General features: G+C 72.4%; 20 protein-coding genes. 15 read left to right on the top strand and 5 right to left on the bottom strand.

Going from position 1 to position 21,674, the window contains the following annotated elements:
- Positions 1-7: 7 nt before the first annotated feature.
- From OG698_RS23335 to kynU, 9 genes are all read left to right on the top strand, one after another.
- Complete coding sequence (locus tag OG698_RS23335) at positions 8-1,669, top strand: polyamine aminopropyltransferase (RefSeq protein WP_406105172.1); 1,662 nt, start codon at positions 8-10, stop codon at positions 1,667-1,669.
- Positions 1,670-1,722: 53 nt separating this feature from the next.
- Positions 1,723-2,574 (top strand): SRPBCC domain-containing protein, encoded by an 852-nt coding sequence (locus OG698_RS23330; protein ID WP_406105170.1) that lies wholly within the window; start codon positions 1,723-1,725, stop codon positions 2,572-2,574.
- Positions 2,575-2,594: 20 nt separating this feature from the next.
- A complete protein-coding gene (locus tag OG698_RS23325; RefSeq protein ID WP_406105168.1) occupies positions 2,595-3,389 on the top strand; it encodes an aldose 1-epimerase in 795 nt (264 codons plus the stop codon).
- 10 nt (positions 3,390-3,399) lie between these two features.
- Positions 3,400-3,951, top strand: a complete 552-nt coding sequence (gene pyrE, locus OG698_RS23320) for an orotate phosphoribosyltransferase (RefSeq protein WP_326774824.1) — start codon at positions 3,400-3,402, stop codon at positions 3,949-3,951.
- 167 nt (positions 3,952-4,118) lie between these two features.
- Positions 4,119-5,150 carry a class II fructose-bisphosphate aldolase gene (gene fbaA / locus OG698_RS23315; RefSeq protein ID WP_389541405.1) on the top strand — a complete coding sequence of 344 codons (1,032 nt, stop codon included), beginning with the start codon at positions 4,119-4,121 and terminating at the stop codon, positions 5,148-5,150.
- Between the two features lie 68 nt (positions 5,151-5,218).
- Positions 5,219-6,421: a MalY/PatB family protein gene (locus OG698_RS23310; protein WP_406105165.1), complete on the top strand. Its 1,203-nt coding sequence runs from the start codon at positions 5,219-5,221 to the stop codon at positions 6,419-6,421.
- The gene (locus OG698_RS23305; protein WP_100596404.1) at positions 6,418-6,831 is read left to right on the top strand and encodes a DUF3151 domain-containing protein; all 414 of its coding nucleotides are present in this window, start codon (positions 6,418-6,420) and stop codon (positions 6,829-6,831) included. The genes OG698_RS23310 and OG698_RS23305 overlap by 4 nt, the downstream gene beginning before the upstream one ends.
- Before the next feature lie 158 nt (positions 6,832-6,989).
- Entirely contained in the window at positions 6,990-7,829 is an 840-nt protein-coding gene (locus OG698_RS23300; protein ID WP_100596403.1) for a tryptophan 2,3-dioxygenase family protein, read from the top strand.
- Positions 7,822-9,036: a kynureninase gene (gene kynU, locus OG698_RS23295; protein ID WP_406105162.1), complete on the top strand. Its 1,215-nt coding sequence runs from the start codon at positions 7,822-7,824 to the stop codon at positions 9,034-9,036. The genes OG698_RS23300 and kynU overlap by 8 nt, the downstream gene beginning before the upstream one ends.
- On the opposite strand, the gene OG698_RS23290 is transcribed toward kynU, so the two are convergent.
- Entirely contained in the window at positions 9,012-9,674 is a 663-nt protein-coding gene (locus tag OG698_RS23290) for a TetR/AcrR family transcriptional regulator (RefSeq protein WP_406105161.1), read from the bottom strand. The two genes, kynU and OG698_RS23290, sit on opposite strands and share 25 nt — an antisense overlap.
- A 122-nt stretch (positions 9,675-9,796) precedes the next feature.
- On the opposite strand from OG698_RS23290, the gene OG698_RS23285 reads away from it, so the two are divergent.
- From OG698_RS23285 to OG698_RS23275, 3 genes are all read left to right on the top strand, one after another.
- Positions 9,797-10,669 carry an alpha/beta hydrolase gene (locus tag OG698_RS23285; protein ID WP_406105159.1) on the top strand — a complete coding sequence of 291 codons (873 nt, stop codon included), beginning with the start codon at positions 9,797-9,799 and terminating at the stop codon, positions 10,667-10,669.
- 104 nt (positions 10,670-10,773) lie between these two features.
- On the top strand, positions 10,774-12,153 hold the full coding sequence (locus OG698_RS23280) for a sensor histidine kinase (protein ID WP_406105157.1): 1,380 nt from the start codon (positions 10,774-10,776) through the stop codon (positions 12,151-12,153).
- Positions 12,150-12,818, top strand: a complete 669-nt coding sequence (locus OG698_RS23275; protein ID WP_329571845.1) for a response regulator transcription factor — start codon at positions 12,150-12,152, stop codon at positions 12,816-12,818. The genes OG698_RS23280 and OG698_RS23275 overlap by 4 nt, the downstream gene beginning before the upstream one ends.
- A 24-nt stretch (positions 12,819-12,842) precedes the next feature.
- On the opposite strand, the gene OG698_RS23270 is transcribed toward OG698_RS23275, so the two are convergent.
- The gene (locus OG698_RS23270; protein WP_326774818.1) at positions 12,843-13,370 is read right to left on the bottom strand and encodes a MarR family transcriptional regulator; all 528 of its coding nucleotides are present in this window, start codon (positions 13,368-13,370) and stop codon (positions 12,843-12,845) included.
- A 91-nt stretch (positions 13,371-13,461) separates the two neighbouring features.
- Here OG698_RS23270 and OG698_RS23265 point away from each other — a divergent pair, with 91 nt between their 5' ends.
- Both OG698_RS23265 and OG698_RS23260 read left to right on the top strand, forming a co-directional pair.
- Positions 13,462-14,394 (top strand): ATP-binding cassette domain-containing protein, encoded by a 933-nt coding sequence (locus OG698_RS23265; RefSeq protein WP_406105155.1) that lies wholly within the window; start codon positions 13,462-13,464, stop codon positions 14,392-14,394.
- Entirely contained in the window at positions 14,391-16,034 is a 1,644-nt protein-coding gene (locus OG698_RS23260; RefSeq protein ID WP_406105153.1) for an ABC transporter permease, read from the top strand. Before OG698_RS23265 ends, OG698_RS23260 begins: the two co-directional genes overlap by 4 nt.
- Before the next feature lie 9 nt (positions 16,035-16,043).
- Here OG698_RS23260 and OG698_RS23255 read toward each other — a convergent pair whose 3' ends face one another.
- A complete protein-coding gene (locus OG698_RS23255; protein ID WP_406105152.1) occupies positions 16,044-16,865 on the bottom strand; it encodes a diacylglycerol kinase in 822 nt (273 codons plus the stop codon).
- Between the two features lie 161 nt (positions 16,866-17,026).
- On the opposite strand from OG698_RS23255, the gene OG698_RS23250 reads away from it, so the two are divergent.
- Positions 17,027-18,310, top strand: a complete 1,284-nt coding sequence (locus OG698_RS23250) for an adenylosuccinate synthase (RefSeq protein WP_329571839.1) — start codon at positions 17,027-17,029, stop codon at positions 18,308-18,310.
- Between the two features lie 68 nt (positions 18,311-18,378).
- Here OG698_RS23250 and OG698_RS23245 read toward each other — a convergent pair whose 3' ends face one another.
- Positions 18,379-19,887 (bottom strand): FG-GAP and VCBS repeat-containing protein, encoded by a 1,509-nt coding sequence (locus tag OG698_RS23245; protein WP_406105150.1) that lies wholly within the window; start codon positions 19,885-19,887, stop codon positions 18,379-18,381.
- A 123-nt stretch (positions 19,888-20,010) separates the two neighbouring features.
- Positions 20,011-21,564 carry a substrate-binding domain-containing protein gene (locus tag OG698_RS23240; RefSeq protein WP_406105148.1) on the bottom strand — a complete coding sequence of 518 codons (1,554 nt, stop codon included), beginning with the start codon at positions 21,562-21,564 and terminating at the stop codon, positions 20,011-20,013.
- Positions 21,565-21,674 lie beyond the last annotated feature (110 nt).

Raw genomic sequence — 21,674 nt, 5'->3', positions numbered from 1 at the left:
TCACAACGTGATCGAGCCGCGCACCCCCGTCCAGACCGGCGTCCCGCGCGCCCGGAGCGAGGAGGGCGGGGCGCCCCTTCCCGTGGCACCCCTCCCCGTGAAACCGGCGACGGGGCGGTTCCTCGTCCTCGCGGGCGTCTTCCTCTGCGCGGCCTGCGGACTCGTGTACGAACTCGAACTGGTCGCGCTCGCCTCGTACTTGATCGGCGACTCGGTCACCCAGGCGTCCGTCGTGCTGTCCGTGATGGTCTTCGCCATGGGCATCGGCTCGCTCGGGGCCAAGCGGCTGCGGCTGCGGGCCGCCGCCGGGTTCGGCGCGGTCGAGGCCGCGCTCGCGCTGGTCGGCGGGTGCAGCGCGATGGCGCTGTACGCGGTGTTCGCGTGGACCGGCGACTGGGGCGGGTCCTGGGCGGGCGGCTCGCGCTACATGCTCGTCGGGTTCTCCCTCGCCATCGGTGTGCTCATCGGCGCCGAAGTGCCCCTCCTGATGGTGCTCATCCAGCGGATCAGGCGGCAGGACCCCGGCGGTGCCGTCGCCGACCTGTTCGCCGCCGACTACGTGGGCGCGCTCGTCGGCGGGCTCGCCTTTCCCTTCCTTCTGCTGCCGATGCTCGGGCAGCTGACGGGCGCGCTGCTGACCGGCGCGGTCAACGCGCTCGCGGGCGGCGCCCTCGTACTCGGCCTGTTCCGCAGGGACCTGACGCGCCGGGGCCGCTGGACGCTGCTCGTGGCGAACGTCGTCGTGCTCGGCCTGCTCGCCTGCGCCGCGGCTCGCGTGGACGACTTCGAGCGGGCCGCCCGGCAGGCCATGTACGGCAGGCACGTACGTGTCGTCGTCCAGACCGGCGTACAGGAAGTCGTCCTCACCGGCGGCAGGCACGAGCCGCCCGACCTCTACCTCGACGGGCGCCTGCGCGTCAGCGGCCGGGACGAGCAGCGCTACCACGAGGGCCTGGTGCGGCCCGCGATGACCGGGCCGCACGCGCGCGTGCTCATCCTCGGCGGCGGTGACGGCCTCGCCGCCCGCGAGGTCCTGCGCTTCCCCGGGGTGCGGCAGGTGGACATCGTCGAGATCGACCCGGGCGTCGTACGCCTCGCCAGAAACGATCCGCCGCTCAGCGCGCTCAACGGGCACGTGTACGAGGACCGGCGCGTGCGGGCCGTGACCGGGGACGCCTTCCAATGGCTGCGCGGGCCCCACACCCCGTACGACGTCGTGATCTCCGATCTGCCCGACCCCGGGATCACGGCCAGCACGAAGCTGTACTCGCAGGAGTTCTACGGCCTGGCGGCCCAGGTCCTCGCGCCGGACGGGCGGCTCGCCGTGCACGCCGGGTCGCTGTCGTCGCGGCCCCGCGTGTTCTGGACGGTCGACACGACGCTGCGCGCGGCGGGCCTGCGGACCGTGCCGTACTGGGTGGGTACGGGCGGACCCCCGGCCCCGGCCGGCCGGCGGCACGGGGCGTGGGACCGGCTCACCGGGATCGCCGACGGGCCCGACCGGACGCTCGACGGGACGCGGGCGCCGAGCGACTGGGGGTTCGTGCTCGCGGGCCTCGGGCCGCTGCCGGAGGGCGCCGTGCCGCGCGATCGGATGCGCGCGGCGGAGCGCTCGCGGATCACCGGACTCGCCCCGTCGACCCTGGTTCATCCGCGGTACGCCGACTGAGTACGCGCCGAACGCGGGACGCGTGGGGCCGGGCGTGGGTAGGCTCGGTCGGCATGGAGCATGAGGTGTTCGTTCCGGTTCCGGCGGAGTCGTTGAGGGGCGCGCTGGCAGCCCCGGAGTTGGTGGCGAGGGCGGTGCCCGGGCTTCAGCGGGAGGCCTCCGGCGACGGCGGCAGGCTGAAGCTCCGCATCGGCGGCCACACCATCACCTACCGCGGCTCCCTGCGCGTCACCGAGACGGAGACCGGGGCGTTCGCGGTCGAGGGCGACGGCACCGAGGCGCGCGGCACCGGGTCCGTGAAGTTCGTGGTGACGGTGCGGGTCGCCGCCGTGTCCGGCGGCTCGAACGTCACGTTCGTCGCGTCCGGCAGCGGGGACGGCCGGGTCGCCGAACTCTCCGAGGACGCCGTGCAGTCCGCGGTGCGCCGTCTCCTGAGCCGCTTCGCGGAGGCGCTCGGCACGGTGGCGGAACCGGGGACGGACCCGGGGGCGGAGGACGCGGCCCCTGCGGAAGACTCCGCCGAGGACACGGCGGACGCCGCAGACGACGCGGACGCCACCGACGCGGACGCCGAGGACGAGGACCACACCTCCGTCTTCGAGACCGAGATCCCGCCGCCCTCGCTCGCCCCCTTCGCCGAGGTGGACCCCGAAGCCGAGGCTGCCGCAGAGGACGCCGGGTTCGACCCCGAAGCGCCGCCCGCCGAGGCCGCCCACGCGCGCCGCACCATGATCGGCCGCAGCGCCGAGGAGGTCGACCACGCGCCGCCGCGCGGCCGGTACGCCCCCGTGCCCGCGCCCGAGTCCACGGCGGCCACCGCCACCCTGCGCTGGGCCGCGCCCGCCGCCGCCCTCGTGGTCGCGTCCGCGATCGTCGTCGGCCGGGTACTGCGCCGCCGGCGCTGATCGAAACGTAAGGTCGGCCCGTGACTACCCAGGAAACGACGCTGACCGCGGGTGACGCGGAAGTGACCGTGCAGCCGGGCAACGGCTGCCGCGTGAGCAGCCTGCGGATCGGCGGCACCGAACTCCTCCGGCAGGGGGAGCGGTACGGCTGCTTCCCGATGGTGCCGTGGTGCGGCCGCACCAGGGACGGCAGGTTCCGGGACGGCGGGCGGACGTACCAGATGCCCCTGAACTCGCCGCCGCACGCCATCCACGGCTTCGCCCGCGACGCCGAGTGGACGACCGCCCGCGTGAGCGCCGACGAGGCCGTCTTCACGTACGACCTCGCCGAGCCCTGGCCCTGGACCGGGCGCGTCACGCAGATGGTGCGCCTCGCCGAGGACTCGCTCACGCTGACGCTCGGCATCGAGACGTACGGCGACTCCTTCCCCGCGCAGGCCGGCTGGCACCCCTGGTTCAACCGGACCCTCGACGGCTCCGCCGACGGCGTGCGCGTCGAGTTCTCCCCCGCCTGGCAGGAGGAGCGCGGCGACGACCACCTCCCCACCGGCAAGCGGATCGACCGCACCGACGGCCCCTGGGACGACTGCTTCGGCATGCCCGACGGCGTCGACGTGACCCTGACCTGGCCGCAGCAGCTCGAGGTCAAGATCGCGAGCCGGGAGCAGTGGGTCGTCGTCTACGACGAGCAGGAGGCGGCCGTGTGCGTGGAGCCGCAGACCGGCCCGCCGGACGGTCTGAACACGCTGCCGCGCCTCGTCACCCCGGTGGACCCCCTTGAGGCGTCGGCCACCTGGACGTGGCGAGCGCTCTAAGCTCATAGCCATGACGAACGACGTGCGCGACGCGCTTCTCCAGCAGATCAAGGACAAGGCCGTGGTGCACGGCAAGGTGACGCTCTCCTCCGGCCTGGAGGCGGACTACTACATCGACCTGCGCCGTATCACCCTCGACGGCGAGGCCGCCCCGCTGGTGGGCCAGGTGCTCCTCGACCTGACCGCCGACCTCGACTTCGACGCCGTGGGCGGCCTGACGATGGGCGCCGACCCGGTCGCCGGCGCCATGCTGCACGCGGCCGCCGCCCGGGGCGAGCGCCTCGACGCCTTCGTGGTCCGCAAGGCCGCCAAGGCGCACGGCATGCAGCGCCGCGTCGAGGGCCCGGACATCAGGGGCCGCCGCGTGCTCGTCGTCGAGGACACGTCCACCACCGGCGGCTCCCCGCTCGCCGCCGTCGAGGCCGTGCGCGAGGCCGGTGCCGAGGTCGTCGGCGTCGCCACGATCGTGGACCGCGCCACCGGTGCCGCCGAGAAGATCACCGAGGGCGCCGGGGTGCCCTACCTGTTCGCGTACGGCAAGGACGAACTGGGCCTCGACTGAGGCCGGTCGACAACGGGCCGGACCCAGTACGCGACCAGTACTGGAGCTGTCCGGCAAGTCTGGAAAGATGGGGGCGACGATGACGTCGCCATCCGGGGCCGATCCAGACGAGAGGCCCCAGGTCAGGGTCTGACAGCACACACCCGCACATCCCAAGGAGCGGACACATGCCCATCGCAACTCCCGAGGTCTACGCCGAGATGCTGGACCGGGCGAAGGCCGGCAAGTTCGCCTACCCGGCCATCAACGTGACCTCCTCGCAGACCCTGAACGCTGCGCTGCGCGGCTTCGCGGAGGCCGAGAGCGACGGCATCATCCAGATCTCCACCGGCGGTGCGGAGTTCCTGGGCGGCCAGTACAACAAGGACATGGTGACGGGCGCCGTGGCCCTCGCCGAGTACGCGCACATCATCGCCGAGAAGTACGACGTCACCGTCGCGCTGCACACCGACCACTGCCCCAAGGGCAAGCTGGACGGCTATGTGCGCCCGCTGCTCGACATCTCCGCCGAGCGCGTCAAGGCCGGCCGCAACCCGCTGTTCCAGTCCCACATGTGGGACGGCTCCGCGGAGACCCTCGCCGACAACCTGGCCATCGGCCAGGAGCTGCTCGCGAAGGCCGCCGCCGCGAAGATCATCCTCGAGGTCGAGATCACCCCGACCGGTGGCGAGGAGGACGGCGTCAGCCACGAGATCAACGACGAGCTGTACACGACCGTCGACGACGCGATCCGCACCGCCGAGGCCCTGGGCCTGGGCGAGAAGGGCCGCTACCTGCTCGCCGCGTCCTTCGGCAACGTGCACGGCGTGTACAAGCCGGGCAACGTCGTCCTGCGTCCGGAGCTCCTCAAGGACCTCCAGGAGGGCGTCGCCGCCAAGTTCGGCAAGCCGGCCGGGTCGCAGCCGTTCGACTTCGTCTTCCACGGCGGCTCCGGCTCCACCGAGCAGGAGATCGCGACGGCGCTGGAGAACGGCGTCGTGAAGATGAACCTCGACACCGACACCCAGTACGCCTTCACGCGTCCGGTCGCGGACCACATGTTCCGCCACTACGACGGCGTCCTGAAGGTCGACGGCGAGGTCGGCGTGAAGTCGCAGTACGACCCGCGCACCTGGGGCAAGTCCGCCGAGGCGGGCATGGCCAAGCGCGTCTCCGAGGCCTGCGCGAACCTGCGCTCCACGGGTACGAAGCTCAAGTAGTACGAGGCTGGTCACCGGGGCCCGGCATCCCTCTCGGGGTGCCGGGCCTCCGGCGTACCCCGAGGGAGATGCCTGTGCGCTACGACTTCGACACCCCGGTCGACCGGCGCGGCACGTGGTGCGTCCAGTGGGACGGGGTCGCGGACCGGTTCGCGGTGCCGGATCTGCTGCCGTTCACCATTTCCGACATGGACTTCGCCTGCGCGCCCGAGGTCCTCGCGGCGCTCGGGTCCCGGCTCGCGCACGGCGTGTTCGGGTACACGGACTGGCGGCACGACGACTTCCGCGGCGCCGTACGCGACTGGTTCGCGACCCGGTACGGCACCGAGGTCGACGTGGACGGGCTCGTGTACGCCCCGTCCGTGCTCAACCAGATGGCCCAGCTCCTGCGCATGTGGACGCGGCCCGGCGACGGCGTCGTCCTGCACACCCCCACGTACGACGGCTTCCGCAAGGCCGTCACCGGGCTCGGCCGCGAGATGCGCACCGCCGGTGTCGACGACTGGGCGGGTCTGGAGCGGGAGCTGGCACGGCCCGACAGCCGGGTCCTGATCCTGTGCTCGCCGCACAACCCCACGGGCAAGGTGTGGACGGACGCCGAGCTGACCCGGATCGCGGACCTCGCCCGGCGCCACGGAGTCGCCGTCATCAGCGACGAGATCCACGCCGACCTCACGCACGCCGGCCACGTCCACCGCCCGTGGACGCCGTACGGCGAGGGCCTGCGCTGGGCGCTCGTCACCTCCGCCACCAAGGCCTTCAACTTCCCCGCACTGAGCGGGAGTTACGGCTTCGTCGGCGATCCGGACGACCACGCCGAGTTCGTGCGGCGCATGGACACCGCGGAGGGCCTCGCCTCGCCGGCCGTCCTGTCGCTGACCGCGCACATCGCCGCGTACCGCGAGGGCGGGGCGTGGCTGGACGGCGTACGGGAGTACACGCACGGGAACCTGGCGATGCTCGCGGAGCGGCTGGACGCCGCGTTCCCCGGGCTCGGGTGGCGGCCGCCGCAGGCCGGCTATCTCGCCTGGATCGATCTGCGTCCCCTCGGCGTCGACGACGACGCGCTCCAGCGGGAGCTCGTCGAGCGGGAGCGCGTGGCGATCATGCCGGGCGCCACCTACGGAGCGCCCGGATTCGTCCGCCTGAACGTCGGCTGCCCGCGGGCCAAGGCCGAGGCGGGTGCGGACGCGCTGGTGCGGGCGCTGAGCAGGCTCGCGATCACCGGCATGGAACGCACCGCCGGTCATGGCGCAGACTGGAACACATGAGCCTTCACGAGAACCTTCTCGGGGGACCGCCCCCGACCGAGCTGCCCGACGACCCGGAGCCGCGCGAGCTGCTCGCGAGCGGCACGGCGCCCGCCGATGTCGCCGCGAAGTACCCGACCTCCTCCCTCGCCTGGGCGCGTCTCGCCGACGAGGCGTACGAGCGCGGCAGCGTCGTCGAGTCGTACGCGTACGCACGCACCGGCTACCACCGTGGCCTGGACTCCCTGCGCCGCGCGGGCTGGAAGGGCCACGGCCCGGTGCCGTGGGAGCACGAGCCGAACCGCGGCTTCCTGCGCGCCCTGCACGCCCTCGCGCGCGCCGCGCAGTCCATCGGCGAGCAGGCGGAGTACGAGCGCTGCGCGCAGTTCCTCAAGGACTCCTCGCCCGCCGCGGCCCAGACCCTGGGCTAGATTTCCGCGCTTTCTCCAGGCCCGCCCGTGACGATGTGACCGGGCGGGCCTTGCCGTTTCGGGGGACGATTGCGGAGGATGCCGGTGGGGACCGGGGCCCCCGTGCCGGAATTCGGCAGGGGCGGACCGCTACCCGGAGTACGTTCAAGGAGACAGCGATGTCCCACGAGGCTCACGAGTCGAACGAGCCAGAGACGCCGTATCTCGACTTTGCGGGAACCACCCCTTACGAGGACTACGTCCAGGCCGACGTCCTCACCCACCTCCAGCACACCCGCTCCGACGACCCCGGAGAGATGGTCTTCCTGGTCACGACCCAGGTGATGGAGCTGTGGTTCACGGTCATCGTCCACGAGTGGGAGACCGCGTCGCGGGCCCTGCGCGGCGACGACGTGCCGACCGCGGTGGCCGCCCTGAAGCGCTCCGTGCGCGAGCTGGACGCGCTGAACGCGTCGTGGCGCCCGCTCGGCCAGCTGACCCCCGCGCAGTTCAACTCCTACCGGGCCGCCCTCGGCGAGGGCTCCGGTTTCCAGTCGGCGATGTACCGGCGCATGGAGTTCCTGCTCGGCGAGAAGTCCGCCTCCATGCTCGTCCCGCACCGGGGCGCGCCGCGCGTGTACGCGGAGCTGGAGAAGGCCCTGGAGGAGCCGAGCCTGTACGACGAGGTGCTGCGGCTGCTCGCCCGCCGCGGCCACGCCGTCCCCGAGGCCGTGCTCAAGCGGGACGTGGCGCAGAAGTACGAGCCGTCCCCCGAGGTCGAGGCCGTGTGGACCGCGCTGTACGCCGGTGACGAGGGCGACGAACTCGCCCGCCTCGGCGAGGCCCTCACCGACGTCGCCGAGCTGGTGTGGCGATGGCGCAACGACCATCTGGTGGCGACCCGCAGGGCGATGGGCGCCAAGACGGGCACGGGCGGCTCCGCGGGCGTGGCCTGGCTGGAGAAGCGCGCGCAGAAGAACGTGTTCCCCGAGCTGTGGACAGCGAGGTCCCATGTCTGACGTCACTGCGCTTGCCGGTAGGGCGCTGGAGCTGGACACCGCCGACGAGCTGGGCAAGCTGCGCGAGCGGTTCGTCCTGGACGACACCGGCGACACCGTGTACCTCGACGGCAACTCGCTCGGCGCGCTCCCCGCGCATGTGCCGGGGCGCGTCGAGGACGTCGTGCGCCGGCAGTGGGGCGAGCTGCGCATCCGTTCCTGGACCGAGTCGGGCTGGTGGACGGCGCCGGAGCGGATCGGCGACCGGATCGCGCCCCTCGTCGGCGCCGCCGAGGGACAGATCGTCGTCGGCGACTCCACCAGCGTCAATGTGTTCAAGGCGCTGGTGGGCGCGGTGCGCCTGGCCGGTGAGGGGCGCGACGAGATCCTCGTCGACGCGACGACGTTCCCGACGGACGGGTACATCGCCGAGTCCGCCGCCCGGATGACGGGCTGCACGCTGCGTCCGCTGTCCCCGGCTCAGGTCCCGGGCGCGCTCGGCGACCGTACGGCCGCGGTGCTCCTCAACCACGTCGACTACCGCACGGGCCGCCTGCACGACCTGCCCGCGCTGACCGCCGCGGTGCGCGCGGCGGGCGCCGTGTCCGTCTGGGACCTGTGCCACAGCGCGGGCGCGCTGCCGGTCGGGCTCGACCGGCACGGGGTCGACCTCGCGGTCGGCTGCACCTACAAGTACCTGAACGGCGGCCCGGGTTCACCCGCGTACCTGTACGTGCGCAGTGATCTGCAGAGCCGCTTCGACTCACCGCTGCCGGGGTGGAACTCGCACGCCGAGCCGTTCGGGATGCGGCCCTCGTACGAGGCCGGGGACGGGGCGGTGCGGGGCAGGGTCGGCACCCCCGACATCCTGTCCATGCTCGCCCTGGAGGCGGCGCTCGACGTCTGGGACGGGGTGCCGGTCGACGCGGTGCGCGCCAAGTCGCTCGCGCTGACGGACTTCTTCCTGGAGTGCGTCGAGGCGTATGTGCCCGCGGGGCGGGTCGAGTCGGTGACGCCGGCGGCGCACGCCGAGCGCGGCAGCCAGGTGGCGCTGCGCGCCGACGACGCCGGGGCCGTCATGGAGCGGCTGATCGCGGCGGGTGTCGTCGGTGACTACCGCGCCCCTGACGTGCTGCGGTTCGGCTTCACCCCGCTGTACCTCGGGTTCGCCGAGGTGGAGCGGGCCGCGCGGGTCCTCGCGGATCAGCTGGCGGCCGCGGCGGAGTAGACGCCCGCTTCCGCCGCCGCGACGGCGGCGTCGGCGGCCTGGTCCGCGTCGGCTTCGGTCGGCGCGGATCCGGCCGTCAGGAGCTGGTAGTAGAGGGGCGCGGACACGGCCCGCACGACGGCCGCCGCGTCCGTGCCGGTCCTCAACTCGCCGCGCCGCACGGCCTGTTCCACGCACGGAGCCCATTCGGCGACCCGTACCTCGTAGAAGCGGCGCAGCGCCGCCGACGTCTTCTCGTCGCAGGTCGCGGCGGCGATGACGGCCCGGAACAGGGCGCCCTGGCGGGGGTCCGCCAGCGCGCGCCGCACCAGGTGGGCGTTGGCCCGCAGGTCGCCGCGCAGGGTCCCGGTGTCGGTGCGCGGCAGCGACTGCTCGGCCATGTCGGCGAGCAGATCGGCGACGAGCCCCGTGACCGAGCCCCAGCGCCGGTACACCGTCGTCTTGCCGACCTCCGCGCGCCGCGCGACGTCCGCCAGGTCGAGATGGGCGAAGCCCTGTTCGGCGAGCACGTCACCGGCGGCGTCGAGGACGGCGGCGCGCACCCGCGCCGTGCGCCCGCCGGGACGGACGGTGCCGGGCTCCGCCTGCACGGTGCCGGGCTCCGAAGGGGCGGTCCCGTGCTCTGCTTGTTCGGGCATGCGGCCCAGGGTAACGGCACAAGGGAACCGTTTATCCGGTTACGGTGTGTGTCCGCCCACGTCACCGGCCTGGTAGCGTCCGCATACTTTCCAATTCTGCCGTGACGCTGAGAGGTTGGAGCATGCCGGACGACGCCGCCGCCCGCGACGAGGCCGAAGAGGCATCGGCCTTCTCGCACCCCGTGGTCCCGCCCGACGTCACCGCCGCGTACGGGGATCACCCGGACCAGGTCGTCGACTTCTACGCGCCCCGCGACAGCGCGGAGTCCGCGCCCCTGGTGGTGCTCCTGCACGGCGGCGCGTGGCGCGCGCCCTACGATCGGCAGCACCTCACGCCGTTCGCCGACTTCCTCGCGCGGCGCGGCTTCGCGGTCGCCAACGTCGAGTACCGGCGCGGCAGTTCACTGCCCCAGCAGGGCGGTACCGCTCCGGTGGCGGGGCGCTGGCCGGAGACGTTCGACGACATCGCCGCCGCCCTCGACGCCCTCCCCGGCCTCGTACGGGAAGTGCTGCCGCAGGGTGACCCGCGGCGCACCGTCGTCGTGGGGCACTCGGCCGGCGGGCAGCTCGCTCTGTGGGCCGCCGCGCGGCATCTGCTGCCCGAGGACGCGCCCTGGCGCACCGCCGCCCCCGCACCGCTGCGCGGCGTCGTCGCGCTCGCCCCGATCGCCGACTTCGTGACGGCCCGCGATCTCGACGTCTGCTCCGGCGCACCCGCCCAATTCCTGGGCGGCAAGGCCGTGTTCGAGGAGCGCCTGCCGTACGCCGACCCGGCCGCGCTGCTTCCCACGGGCATCGCTACGACGCTGGTGCAGGGACGGGCGGACACGACGGTGCCGTACGTGGTCGCGGAGGCCTACGCGGACGCGGCGGCGAAGGCGGGCGAGGTCGTGGGGCTCACGCTCCTGGAGGACGTCGGCCACTTCCCGCTGATCGACCCCGCCGCGGACGCGTGCGCCGTGGTGGCTGAGGAGATCGCCCAGCTGGCGTGGTGACGGCGCCCGGCCCTGGTGGGAGCGTGTAGTACCTGCGACGGAGGGCTCAGGACCCTCCTCCCGTGGGACGCCTTCGGGGCGGGCCGCCGCTTACGGTGCTGTACGTGACCGAGACCCAGACCCAGACCCAGACGATGCCGACGGGGGCCAAGAGCCGCAGCCCCGAGTACCGTCTCGCCGCCGGCGCGCTGAGCGGCCTGCGGCAGGACCTGTTCAAGGATCCCTTCGCCTACCGTCCGCTGCCGCCGTGGTCGCCGGACGGCCCGCTGGTCGGGCGGCTGCCGGAGCGGGTGCGCCGCTACGCGGTGTGGACGCCGCACGCGGTGGTCCTGGGCGCCGCCCTGTTCACGCTGCTGATCGCATTCGCCGTCGGCGACGCGATGGGCGGCGACGTGATCCACGCGCTGTCCGGGCTCGTCCCGGCACTCGCCGTGGCGATGACGCTGCTCAGGCCGGTCGGGGCGTGGTGGATATCCCTCGTGTCGACGCCGTTCGTCGCGATCATGGGAGGGGACGGATTCGGCGCTCCCTGGGCTCCCGCCGGGTTCTTCGCGCACCTCGTCGTGATGACGGTGGTCGCGGCCAGGACCCGGCCCCGCACGGCGGCCTGGATGTGGGCGGGCACGGCCGCCTTCGGCTTCTTCGCGTCGGTCTTCTGGTACAGCATGGACCCGGACACCGCGCCGATGCTCTTCGTCTCCGCGCTCGCCCTCCTCGTCACCACGTCGGTGCACATCAGGCGCGAGGCGAAGGTGGAGATGACCGCGCAGCGCCAGGTCACGGCCGTGGAGCGGGACAAGCGCACGCTCCTGGAGGAGCGCACGAACATCGCCCGCGAGCTGCACGACGTGGTCGCGCACCACATGTCGGTCGTCGCGATCCAGGCGGAGGCCGCGCCGTACCGCGTGGAGAACCCGCCGCCGGAGCTGGAGCAGGCGTTCGTCACGATCCGCGAGAACGCGGTGGCGGCGCTCACCGAGCTGCGCCGCGTCCTCGGGGTCGTACGGGCCGAGGATTACGAGGCGCCCGACGCCCCGCAGCCCACGCTCGCGGACCTCGGCCGGCTCCTGGAGAACGTCGGGGAGGCCGGGCTCCGGGTCGGGCAGACGGTCACCGGCGCGGTCCGTGACCTGCCGCAGGGCGTCGAGCTGTCGGCGTACCGCATCGTGCAGGAGGCGCTGAGCAACGCGCTGCGGCACGCGCCCGGCGCCGAGGCACGCGTCGAGGTGTCGTACGTCCTCGGGGGGCTCGGCCTGCGCATCGTGAACGGCCCGCCGACCGGCCTGGTCAAGCCCTCGCCGGGCGCGGGCCACGGGATCACCGGCATGCGGGAGCGCATCGCGATGCTGAGCGGCGAGATGACGGCGGGCCCGACGGCGGACGGCGGCTACGAGGTGGCGGCGTTCGTGCCGGTGGCCTCCCCGGAGCCGGAGTCGACGAAGGCGACCGCGACGGAGACGGACCAGTCGGGAGACCCCGCATGACCATCCGCGTACTGATCGCCGACGACCAGATGATGGTCCGCGAGGGCTTCTCGGTGCTGCTCAACGCGATGCCCGACATCGAGGTCGTCGGCGAGGCCGTCAACGGCCGGGAGGCCGTCGCCCGGGTCCGTGAACTCTCCCCGGACGTCGTCCTCATGGACATCCGCATGCCGGAGCTGAACGGCATCGAGGCCACCCGCGAGATCGCCGCCATGGACCGCAGCGCGAAGGTGCTCGTCCTGACCACCTTCGACCTCGACGAGTACGTCTACCAGGCGCTGCGCGCGGGCGCCTCCGGCTTCCTCCTCAAGGACGCCTCGGCCCGTCAACTGGCCGACGGCGTAAGGGTGGTGGCCGAGGGTGAGGCGCTCCTCGCCCCCTCGGTCACCCGCCGCCTGATCACGGAGTTCTCCAAGCTCTCCGAGATCCCGAAGCTGCCGGCGGTGGCGAACCCGGGGGCGTTCGGCGAGCTGACGGAGCGCGAGACGGAGGTGCTGGTCCTGATCGCCCAGGGCCTGTCGAACGCGGAGATCGCCGAACGGCTCGTCGTCGCCGAATCGACCATCAAGACCCACGTCAGCCGCGTCCTCGTGAAGCTGGGCCTGCGGGACCGCACCCAGGCGGCGGTCTTCGCGTACGAGGCGCGGCTGGTCAGGCCCGCGTAAGCAGTCGGCGTACAGAGGGGGTGATCAGCTCCGGGGGCCGAGGTCGAGCGTCTCGCGGTGTGCGTGCCACCGCTTCATCAGGCCCTTCAGCTCGCCGTCCAGGAACTCCATGAACGCCGCCGTCTCGGCGATGCGCAGGCCCGCGGGGCTGTCCGGGCCCAGTGATTCCACCCCGTCGCGCAGGACCCTCTCCCAGCGCGCGAGGAGCTGGTCGCGGCGGGTGAACGTCTCGAACCACAGGTCGTTGTGCAGCCGGTAGCGGTCGCGGCGCGAGCCGGGCTCCCGCTCGCGGCCGACCATGCCCGCCTGCGTCAGATAGCGCACGGCCCCGGACACCGCCGCCGGGCTGATCTGCAGTCGTTCGGAGAGCTCGGCGGAGGTCAGCGCGCTCTCGTCGGAGGCGAGCAGCGAGGCGAAGACGCGGGCGGCCATCCGCTGCATCCCGGCCTCGGTCATCTCCGCGGCGAACCGCTCCACGAACCGTGACACCGCCGCCTCGGCGCCGTCCTGGTCCGCCCCGGTGGCGCCGTCGCCGTCCTTCGTCGCGCTCATGTCCCGATCATCTCCCCTGGTGACGTGCAGCCTCAAGTTTATACGCTTCCTTAACTTCACAAGTTTGTGAAAGTAGCGTACGTTCTGAAACATGACGAAGGCAATGACCGTCTCCGGACTGCACAAGTCGTTCGGCAAGACGCACGCTCTGGACGGCCTCGATCTGGACGTCGAGGCCGGCGAGGTGCACGGCTTCCTCGGCCCCAACGGCGCCGGGAAGTCCACCACCATCCGCGTCCTGCTCGGCCTGCTGCGCGCCGACTCCGGCGCGGTGCAGCTGCTCGGCGGCGACCCCTGGGCCGATGCCGTCGCCCTGCACCGAAAGGTCGCGTACGTGCCGGGCGACGTCACGCTGTGGCGCAACCTCAGCGGCGGCGAGGTGATCGACCTCTACGGGCGGCTGCGCGGACGCCTCGACAAGGCGCGCCGGGCGGACCTGATCGAGCGGTTCGAGCTCGACCCGACCAAGAAGGGCCGCACCTACTCCAAGGGCAACCGGCAGAAGGTCGCCCTGGTCGCCGCGTTCGCGTCCGACGTCGACGTCCTCATCCTCGACGAGCCGACCTCCGGCCTCGACCCGCTGATGGAGGAGGTCTTCCAGGAGTGCGTCAAGGAGTCCGCCCGCGAGCGGGGCCAGACCGTGCTGCTGTCGTCGCACATCCTCAGCGAGGTCGAGTCGCTCTGCGACCGGATCAGCATCATCCGCAAGGGCCGTACGGTCGAGACCGGCTCGCTCAGCGAGCTGCGGCACCTGACCCGCACCAGCGTCACCGCCGAACTGGCCTCCGCGCCCAACGGACTCGCCCAGCTCCCCGGCGTGCACGACCTGGACGTCCAGGGCCTGCGCGTCAAGCTCCAGGTCGACAGCGACAAACTCGACGCGGTGCTCCGCTCGCTCACGGGCTCCGGCGTACGGTCGCTCGCCAGCACCCCGCCCACGCTGGAGGAGCTGTTCCTGCGGCATTACCAGGACGACGGTGCAGACGGGTCCGACGCCGCCGCCGAAGGGGCGATGTCGCGATGACCGCCGCCGTGGCCGACACGCGATTCGCCCCCCGCGCGGCCGGAGCGCGCCAACTCGCAGGCACAGGGACCCTGTTGAGGCTCGCGCTGCGCCGCGACCGCGTCATGATCCCCGTCTGGGTCGCCGTCATCCTCATGATGGTCCTGTCGATGCCGGGCTCGCTGAAGAGCGTGTACAGCACCGCCGCCGAGCGCGCCGACCTCGCGCAGTCGATGGTCACGAACAGCTCGATGCGCGCTCTGTACGGTCCGGTGTTCGCCGACTCGATCGGCGGACTCACCGCGTGGCGCATCGGGGTCTACGGCGGGCTGTTCGCCGCCATCATGAGCCTGCTCATCGTCGTACGGCACACCCGTGACGAGGAGGAGAGCGGGCGGCAGGAGCTGGTGTCGTCGGCGATGGTGGGGCGGCGCGCCCCGCTGACCGCCGCCCTGCTCGCGGCACTTGTCGCCAACGCGGCCACCGCCCTGCTCATCGCGGGCGGCCTCGCCTCCCAAGGGAGCGGCGGGGCACTGGCGTTGGGGTTCGCGGTCGCCGGGACCGGCATGGTGTTCGCCACGATGGCGGCGATCGTCGCGCAGCTCACGGAGAGCGCGCGCCTCGCCAAGGGCCTCACGTCGGCGGTGCTCGGCCTGGCGTTCGTCCTGCGCGCGGCCGGGGACTCGGGGACCTCGGGGTCCCCCCAGGCTTCCGGCTCTGGGGGAGGTTCGTCGGCACTGACCTGGGTGTCACCGCTCGGCTGGCTGGAGAACACACGGGCGTTCGCGGACGAGCGCTGGTGGGTGCTGCTCCTGTTCGTGGCGGGCGTCGCCGCGCAGGGTGTGGTCGCGTACGGGCTCGCGGGGCGGCGCGACATCGGGATGGGCTTCCTGCCGAGCCGCCCCGGACCCGCCCAGGGCAGGCTCGGCACGGCGGGCGCGCTCGCCTGGCGGCTCCAGCGCGGCACCGTGTTCGGGTGGAGCGCCGGGTTCCTCGTCGCCGGCATCGCGTTCGGCGGGATGACGCAGGGCGCGACCGATCTCGTCGGCGACAACCAGAAGACGCGCGACATCATCGAGCGGATGGGCGGCCAGTCCGGTGTCACGGACGCGTTCCTCGCCACGATGGTCGGCATGCTCGGCATGGTCGCCGCGCTCTACATCGTGTCGTCGGTCCTCCGCCTCAGCGGCGAGGAGACCTCGCAGCGCGCCGAGCCGGTCCTCGCGGCGGCGGTCGGGCGGCTGCGGTGGGCGGCGGGCCATCTGGTCATCGCGTTCGGCGGGGCCGCGCTGATCATGGTGATCGGCGGCCTCGGCCTCGGGATCGGCTACGGGAAGAGCTTCGGCCCCGTCCTGGGCGCCTGCCTCACGCAGCTCGCCGCGATCTGGGTCATCGGGGGCCTCGCGGTGCTGCTGTTCGGGGTGTTCCCGAGGGCGGCGGTGGCGGCCTGGGCCGTCGCGGGCATCGCGCTCCTGATCGGCTGGATCGGCCCGGCGTTCGACCTCCCGCAGTCGGTCATGAACCTCTCCCCGTTCGGCCATCTGCCGAAGCTGCCGGGCGGCGAGATGGCCTGGACCCCGGTCCTGACCCTGACGGCGATCGCGGTGGTCTTCGTCGCGGCGGGCCTGACGGGCCTGCGCCGGCGGGACCTGTCGAACTGACCGGCCGCGTCACTTGGGCAAGGTCAGCCCCCACGCACCCGCCCGTACCGTCCACGTGCGGGTGCGTACGGGGCCGGCCACCACCTGGTCCGCGCGGTAGCGGAAGTCCGGGCCCGACACCGTCACCGTGTGCGCGAGGACCCGCAAAGGCCCCGCCTCCGCGCCCACCGAGGACGGCCTGACCTCGACGCTGGCCCGGCCCGCCGCGTCGGGAGCCACGCTCACGCCCTCGACCGGCCGGTCCAGATCGACCAGCGTCACCCCGTCCGCCTCGACCCGCAGCCGCTGCGGCCCCGGGGCGAGCGCCGTCGCACGCTGCGGGCGCGCCGCCAGCGTGCGGACGAGGGACTGGCAGGTACGCAGCCAGTGGTGCGCGGGGTCGGAGCCCAGCGCCGCCGGGTGCGCCACCGGCGGGATCCGCAGATTGCCGAGAACCACCCCGTCGGAGTCGTCGACGAGCAGATCGAGCCGCCGCTCGACGCCCTCCAGGGCCGCCCGCGCGGCCGCCACCGCCCCGGTCGGCACCCCCAGGGAGCGCGCCAGCGAGACACTCGCCCCGACCGGGACGAGCGAGAGAACGGAACCCGCCAGCTCGCGCTCGCGGTGCAGCAGAGCCACCGCGCGCAGCAGCGCCCGGTCGTCCCCGATCACCACCGGCCGCCGGGAACCCCTTCTGACCAGGGCCTTCGCGAATTCCTCCGGCCCGTCCGGCAGACACACCTTCACTGTCGCACCGGCGCCGAGCACGTCCTTCGCGATGCGTACCGACTCGCCGTCCGCACGCCGGGCGACCGGATCGACGACCACCAGTAGCTGGTCAAAAGCCGCCACCTCGGTCCTGCCTCGCTTCCTCGGGTAGCATCTTGGTGCAAGAGCCCCTTGCGCTATTGCGCCAGGGGCTTCGTCTATTCCGGGGCACACCAAGGCACACCCATACAGGCGGCTACGGCCCCTGACCTTGGTCTTGCCCCGCCCGGAAGGGGTGTACGCCTGTGCCCGCACTTGTGCTGCTCGGTGCTCAGTGGGGTGACGAAGGCAAGGGAAAGGCCACCGACCTGCTCGGTGGATCCGTGGACTATGTGGTGCGCTACCAGGGCGGCAACAACGCCGGTCACACGGTCGTCGTAGGCGACCAGAAGTATGCGCTCCACCTCCTCCCTTCCGGGATCCTCTCGCCGGAGTGCACGCCGGTCATCGGAAACGGTGTCGTCGTCGATCCGTCGGTCCTGCTCTCCGAGCTGAGTGGACTGAACGAGCGCGGCGTCGACACGTCGAAGCTGCTGCTCAGCGGCAACGCGCACATCATCACGCCGTACAACGTGACCGTCGACAAGGTGACGGAACGCTTCCTCGGCAAGCGCAAGATCGGCACCACCGGCCGCGGCATCGGCCCGACCTACGCGGACAAGATCAACCGCGTCGGCATCCGCGTCCAGGACCTCTACGACGAGTCGATCCTCACCCAGAAGGTCGAAGCGGCGCTCGAGGGCAAGAACCAGCTCCTCACCAAGGTCTTCAACCGGCGCGCCATCGAGGCGGAGCAGGTCGTCGAGGAGCTGCTCGGCTACGCGGAGCAGATCAAGGGCTACGTCGCCGACACCACCCTGATCCTGAACAAGGCGCTCGACGACGACAAGGTCGTCCTCTTCGAGGGCGGCCAGGGCACGCTGCTCGACATCGACCACGGCACGTATCCCTTCGTGACGTCGTCGAACCCGACCGCGGGCGGCGCCTGCACGGGTGCGGGCGTCGGCCCGACGAAGATCAGCCGCGTCATCGGCATCCTCAAGGCGTACACGACCCGTGTCGGCGCGGGCCCGTTCCCGACCGAGCTGTTCGACGAGGACGGCGAGGCGCTGCGCCGCATCGGCGGCGAGCGCGGTGTCACCACCGGCCGTGACCGCCGCTGCGGCTGGTTCGACGCGGTCATCGCCCGCTACGCGACCCGTGTGAACGGCCTGACGGACTTCTTCCTCACCAAGCTGGACGTGCTCACGGGCTGGGAGCAGATCCCGGTCTGCGTCGCCTACGAGATCGACGGCAAGCGCGTCGAGGAACTCCCGTACTCCCAGACCGACTTCCACCACGCGAAGCCGGTGTACGAGTACCTGCCGGGCTGGTCCGAGGACATCACCAAGGCCAAGACCTTCGCCGACCTGCCGAAGAACGCGCAGGCGTACGTGAAGGCCCTGGAGGAGATGTCGGGCGCCCCGATCTCCGCGATCGGCGTCGGCCCCGGCCGCACCGAGACCATCGAGGTCAACTCGTTCCTTTAGGCCCCGCGCCCCGGAACATCAGGCGCCCCGGTCCGCTTCGGCGGGCCGGGGCGCCGAGGCGTGTGCGGTCAGCCTCCGAAGACCGAGCCGAACTGCGGTGTGCCGGACGTGGACACGCCCACCGCCGAGGGCGAGAGCGACACCGCGCCCGTCGTGGTGATCCTGCCGCCGCTGGACTTGAGGACGGTGACCGCGCCGTTGCCCTCGTTCTCGCCGCTGACACCGATGGCCAGGTCCGACCTGCCGTCGGCGTTGAAGTCCGACAGCAGGACGTCGGTGCCGAACGCGTCCTTGTACTCGCTGGTGCCCGGGACGCCCGCCGTGTCCTGGGTGAAGGTCTGGGCGCCGGTTCCCGTGACGCCCGAGGCCGAGCCGTACAGGACGGTCACGGCGCCGCTGTCGCCCGATCCCGAGGCCGCGCCGTCCTCGGCGACGGTGCCGACGGCGATGTCGGAGAGACCGTCGCCGTTGATGTCGCCGACGCTGATCTCCCAGCCGAACAGGTCCGACGCCTCACCGGTGCCGGGGACGCCCGCGGTGTCCTGCGAGATCACGGTGGTGCCGCCGTCCGGTCCGGTGGCGGAGCCGTACGTGACGTGGATGTCGCCACCGGTGGACGTGCCGGGCTGCCCCTCGGAGTTGGACGAGTCGGAGGTCAGGCCGGTGACCACGTCGCCGAAGCCGTCGCCGTTGATGTCACCGATGTCGCTGATCACGCCGCCCGGCAGCGCGGTGGCGGTGGCGGACGGGCCGGACGCCGTGCCGGGCAGGTAGTAGTTGGCGAGGTAGTCGCCGTCACTGGTGGCGTTGTTGCCGCTGACGACGAGGTCGTCCTTGCCGTCGGCGTTCACGTCGCCGACCGTGAGCTTGCGAAGGTGGTACGGGCTGGTCGCGCGCACCGGGGTGGTGACGGCGGTGACCGAGCCGACCGTGCCCGACTTGGCGATGCCGCTCTTGAAGACGCGGACGGACTTGCTGCTGTCCGCCGTCACGAGGTCGGTCTTCCCGTCGCCGTCGAAGTCGCCCGCCGCGACGTCGAAGCCGAACCGGTCGTGGCTCGTGGGCGCCGGGTCCGCGATGGTGGTGCCGCCCTTCAGCCCTCCGGAGGAGCCCCACAGGATGGTGACGGTCCCGCCGTCGGTGTCGCCGGGCATGTCCTCGTAGGGGGTGCCTACGGCGAGGTCGGTGAAGCCGTCACGGTTGAAGTCGCCCGGTGAGGTGACGTATCCGAAGAGGTCGCCGGACTCGGGAGTGCCCGGCACGCCCGTGGAACTCTGGGTGAGGGTGGCGCGCTTCGCGGCGCTGATCCCGTTCGCCGAGCCGTAGAACACCGTGATCTGCCCGGCCTTCGCGTGGCCGCCGACGGATGCCTCGGGGGAGGAGACGGCGACGTCCGGGTAGCCGTCGAGGTTGAAGTCGGCCTCGTGCGGCTGGGTCGCGGAGGCGCCGGGCGTCGCCGACGCGGCGCCGGCCGACAGGGAGACGAGGCCTCCGGTGAGTGCGGCTGCGGCGGCCGTCGCGGCCGCTATGCGGCCACGGCCCGGTCTGACGGCGGGGGTGCGCTTGTGCTTCGGCATGGCGGATTCTCCTGCGGCGGGCTCGGCATGGCGGTTTTGGTGATCAGGAGACCCGTGTCGGAGGCCGAAGGTTGTAGGCGCCATCGGGTTTTTTTCCGTGGGGAGTTACCGGGAACGGGACCGTCACCCGTTTCCGCAGATCCGCAGCCCCACCGGCGTCCCGCACGGCAGATGGCCGTGGGTGCGGATGACGTCCTGGCCGGGGCCGCGGATCGCGTAGGCCAGGAAGCTGGAGGCGAGGGAGTCGGCGGGCGGGCGGCCGTAGGTGTAGGCGAACTCGATCTCACGGTACGGGTAGCCGCTCGACTCGATGTGGTCGATGTCCGGCGCGTGGCCGTCGAGGGAGAGGCGGTGCAGGCCCTTGAGCTCGGTGGCGGCGCGCAGTTCGCTGTAGCCGAGCGCTCCGGGGATGCGGGCCACGGCGTCCAGGACCTGGTCGGTGGAGTCGAGTTCGCAGCGCAGTACGGGCACCGACCGCACCGTCCTGTTGGTGCAGTCGTCCGACGAGGTGCGGGGCTCCTCGCCCCCGGCGAGGACCCGGTCCTGGAGCGCGCGGCGGGTGCCGGAGCCCGAGGTGCGGCTGACCAGGACGACGGGCAGGTCGGGGCCGCCGAGCTGGGCCCAGGAGCGGATCTCGCCGCGGTAGAGGCGGCGTACGTCGGCGACCCGTAGGTTCCTGAGCCGGACCCGGTCGTTGACGACGAGGGTGAAGAGGGAGACGGCGACGTGGTTCTCGCTGAGCTGGGTGTAGCTCGCGGGGCGCGGCCCGTCGGAGAAAGTGACCACGGCCGGTGACCCCTTGGCCGGCTGCCCGGCGGCCCCCGTTCCCCGCGCGCCGCCGAGGGCGAGTTCCCGTACGCCGGTCTGGCTGCCGTGGGCGCTGACCGTGATCGTCACGTCCGGGCAGCGCTCCTCGTACTTCTGCTTCAGCTCCTCGGCGACCGGCGCGAACGCCGTCGAGCCGGTGACCGTCAGCGTGCCCTTCTCGCAGTAGTCGGGCGGCGGCGGGGCGTCGGGCCACAGGGCGAGGGCCGCGAGCGCGATGACGAAGGCGCTCAGGAGGCCGGTCACCCGGCGAGCCCAGAGGCCGAACACGGGGGGCTTCTCGTCGGGCGTGACGCTGTGGTTCTCGTGCAGCTCACCGCCCTCGACATCGCCCTGGACGGTGGTGTCGCTGTCGACCGGTCCACCGGTGAGCAGGACGAGGAGCTTGTAGTACGCGCCGGGGTTGAGCGGCACCCGCGGGATGCGCAGCGCGCTGCCCGAACTGACCAGTCCCGGACCCTGGTCGAAATGGCCCATCAGGTGCTCCGCCTCGGGCGGCAGCGTGACGGCCACGCCCCGGACGGTGCGGTCCTCGAACACGGCGGTCAGGCCGTGGTGCGGCGACGAGTCCGTGTAGTCGTCCCGGCCGATGGGCACCGAGCCGTCGTTCTCGATGCGCAGCAGGACGAGCGTCGCGTCGGACATCTCGGGCATTTCGTCGAAGAGTCCGAGCCGTACGTTGCTGGCGCCCGCGCGGTTGCTGCCGCCTATGACGGTGTCCATCTGCTTGCGGTAGCCGATGCGTTTGCGGCGCGGCGCGCGGCGGTCGATCCACACGGGCGCGGCGATGGACGCGATGCCGATGAGCACACCGGCGCCACCCATGACGACGTCGACATCGAACCAGCTCATGAGCCCCTCGCACGGGTGACCGACTTCATCGTGCGGTCACCGTACGAAGCGGGCGGCGGGCCGGGGGCGGAACGGGGGGGCGCGTCGGCGGATGTTCGCCGGACGACACC

The sequence above is a fragment of the Streptomyces sp. NBC_01003 genome, from assembly GCF_045162695.1.
Classification (GTDB): domain Bacteria; phylum Actinomycetota; class Actinomycetes; order Streptomycetales; family Streptomycetaceae; genus Streptomyces.
The sequence above is the reverse complement of the archived record's forward strand: the minus strand, read 5'-3'. Positions and strand labels throughout refer to the sequence as shown.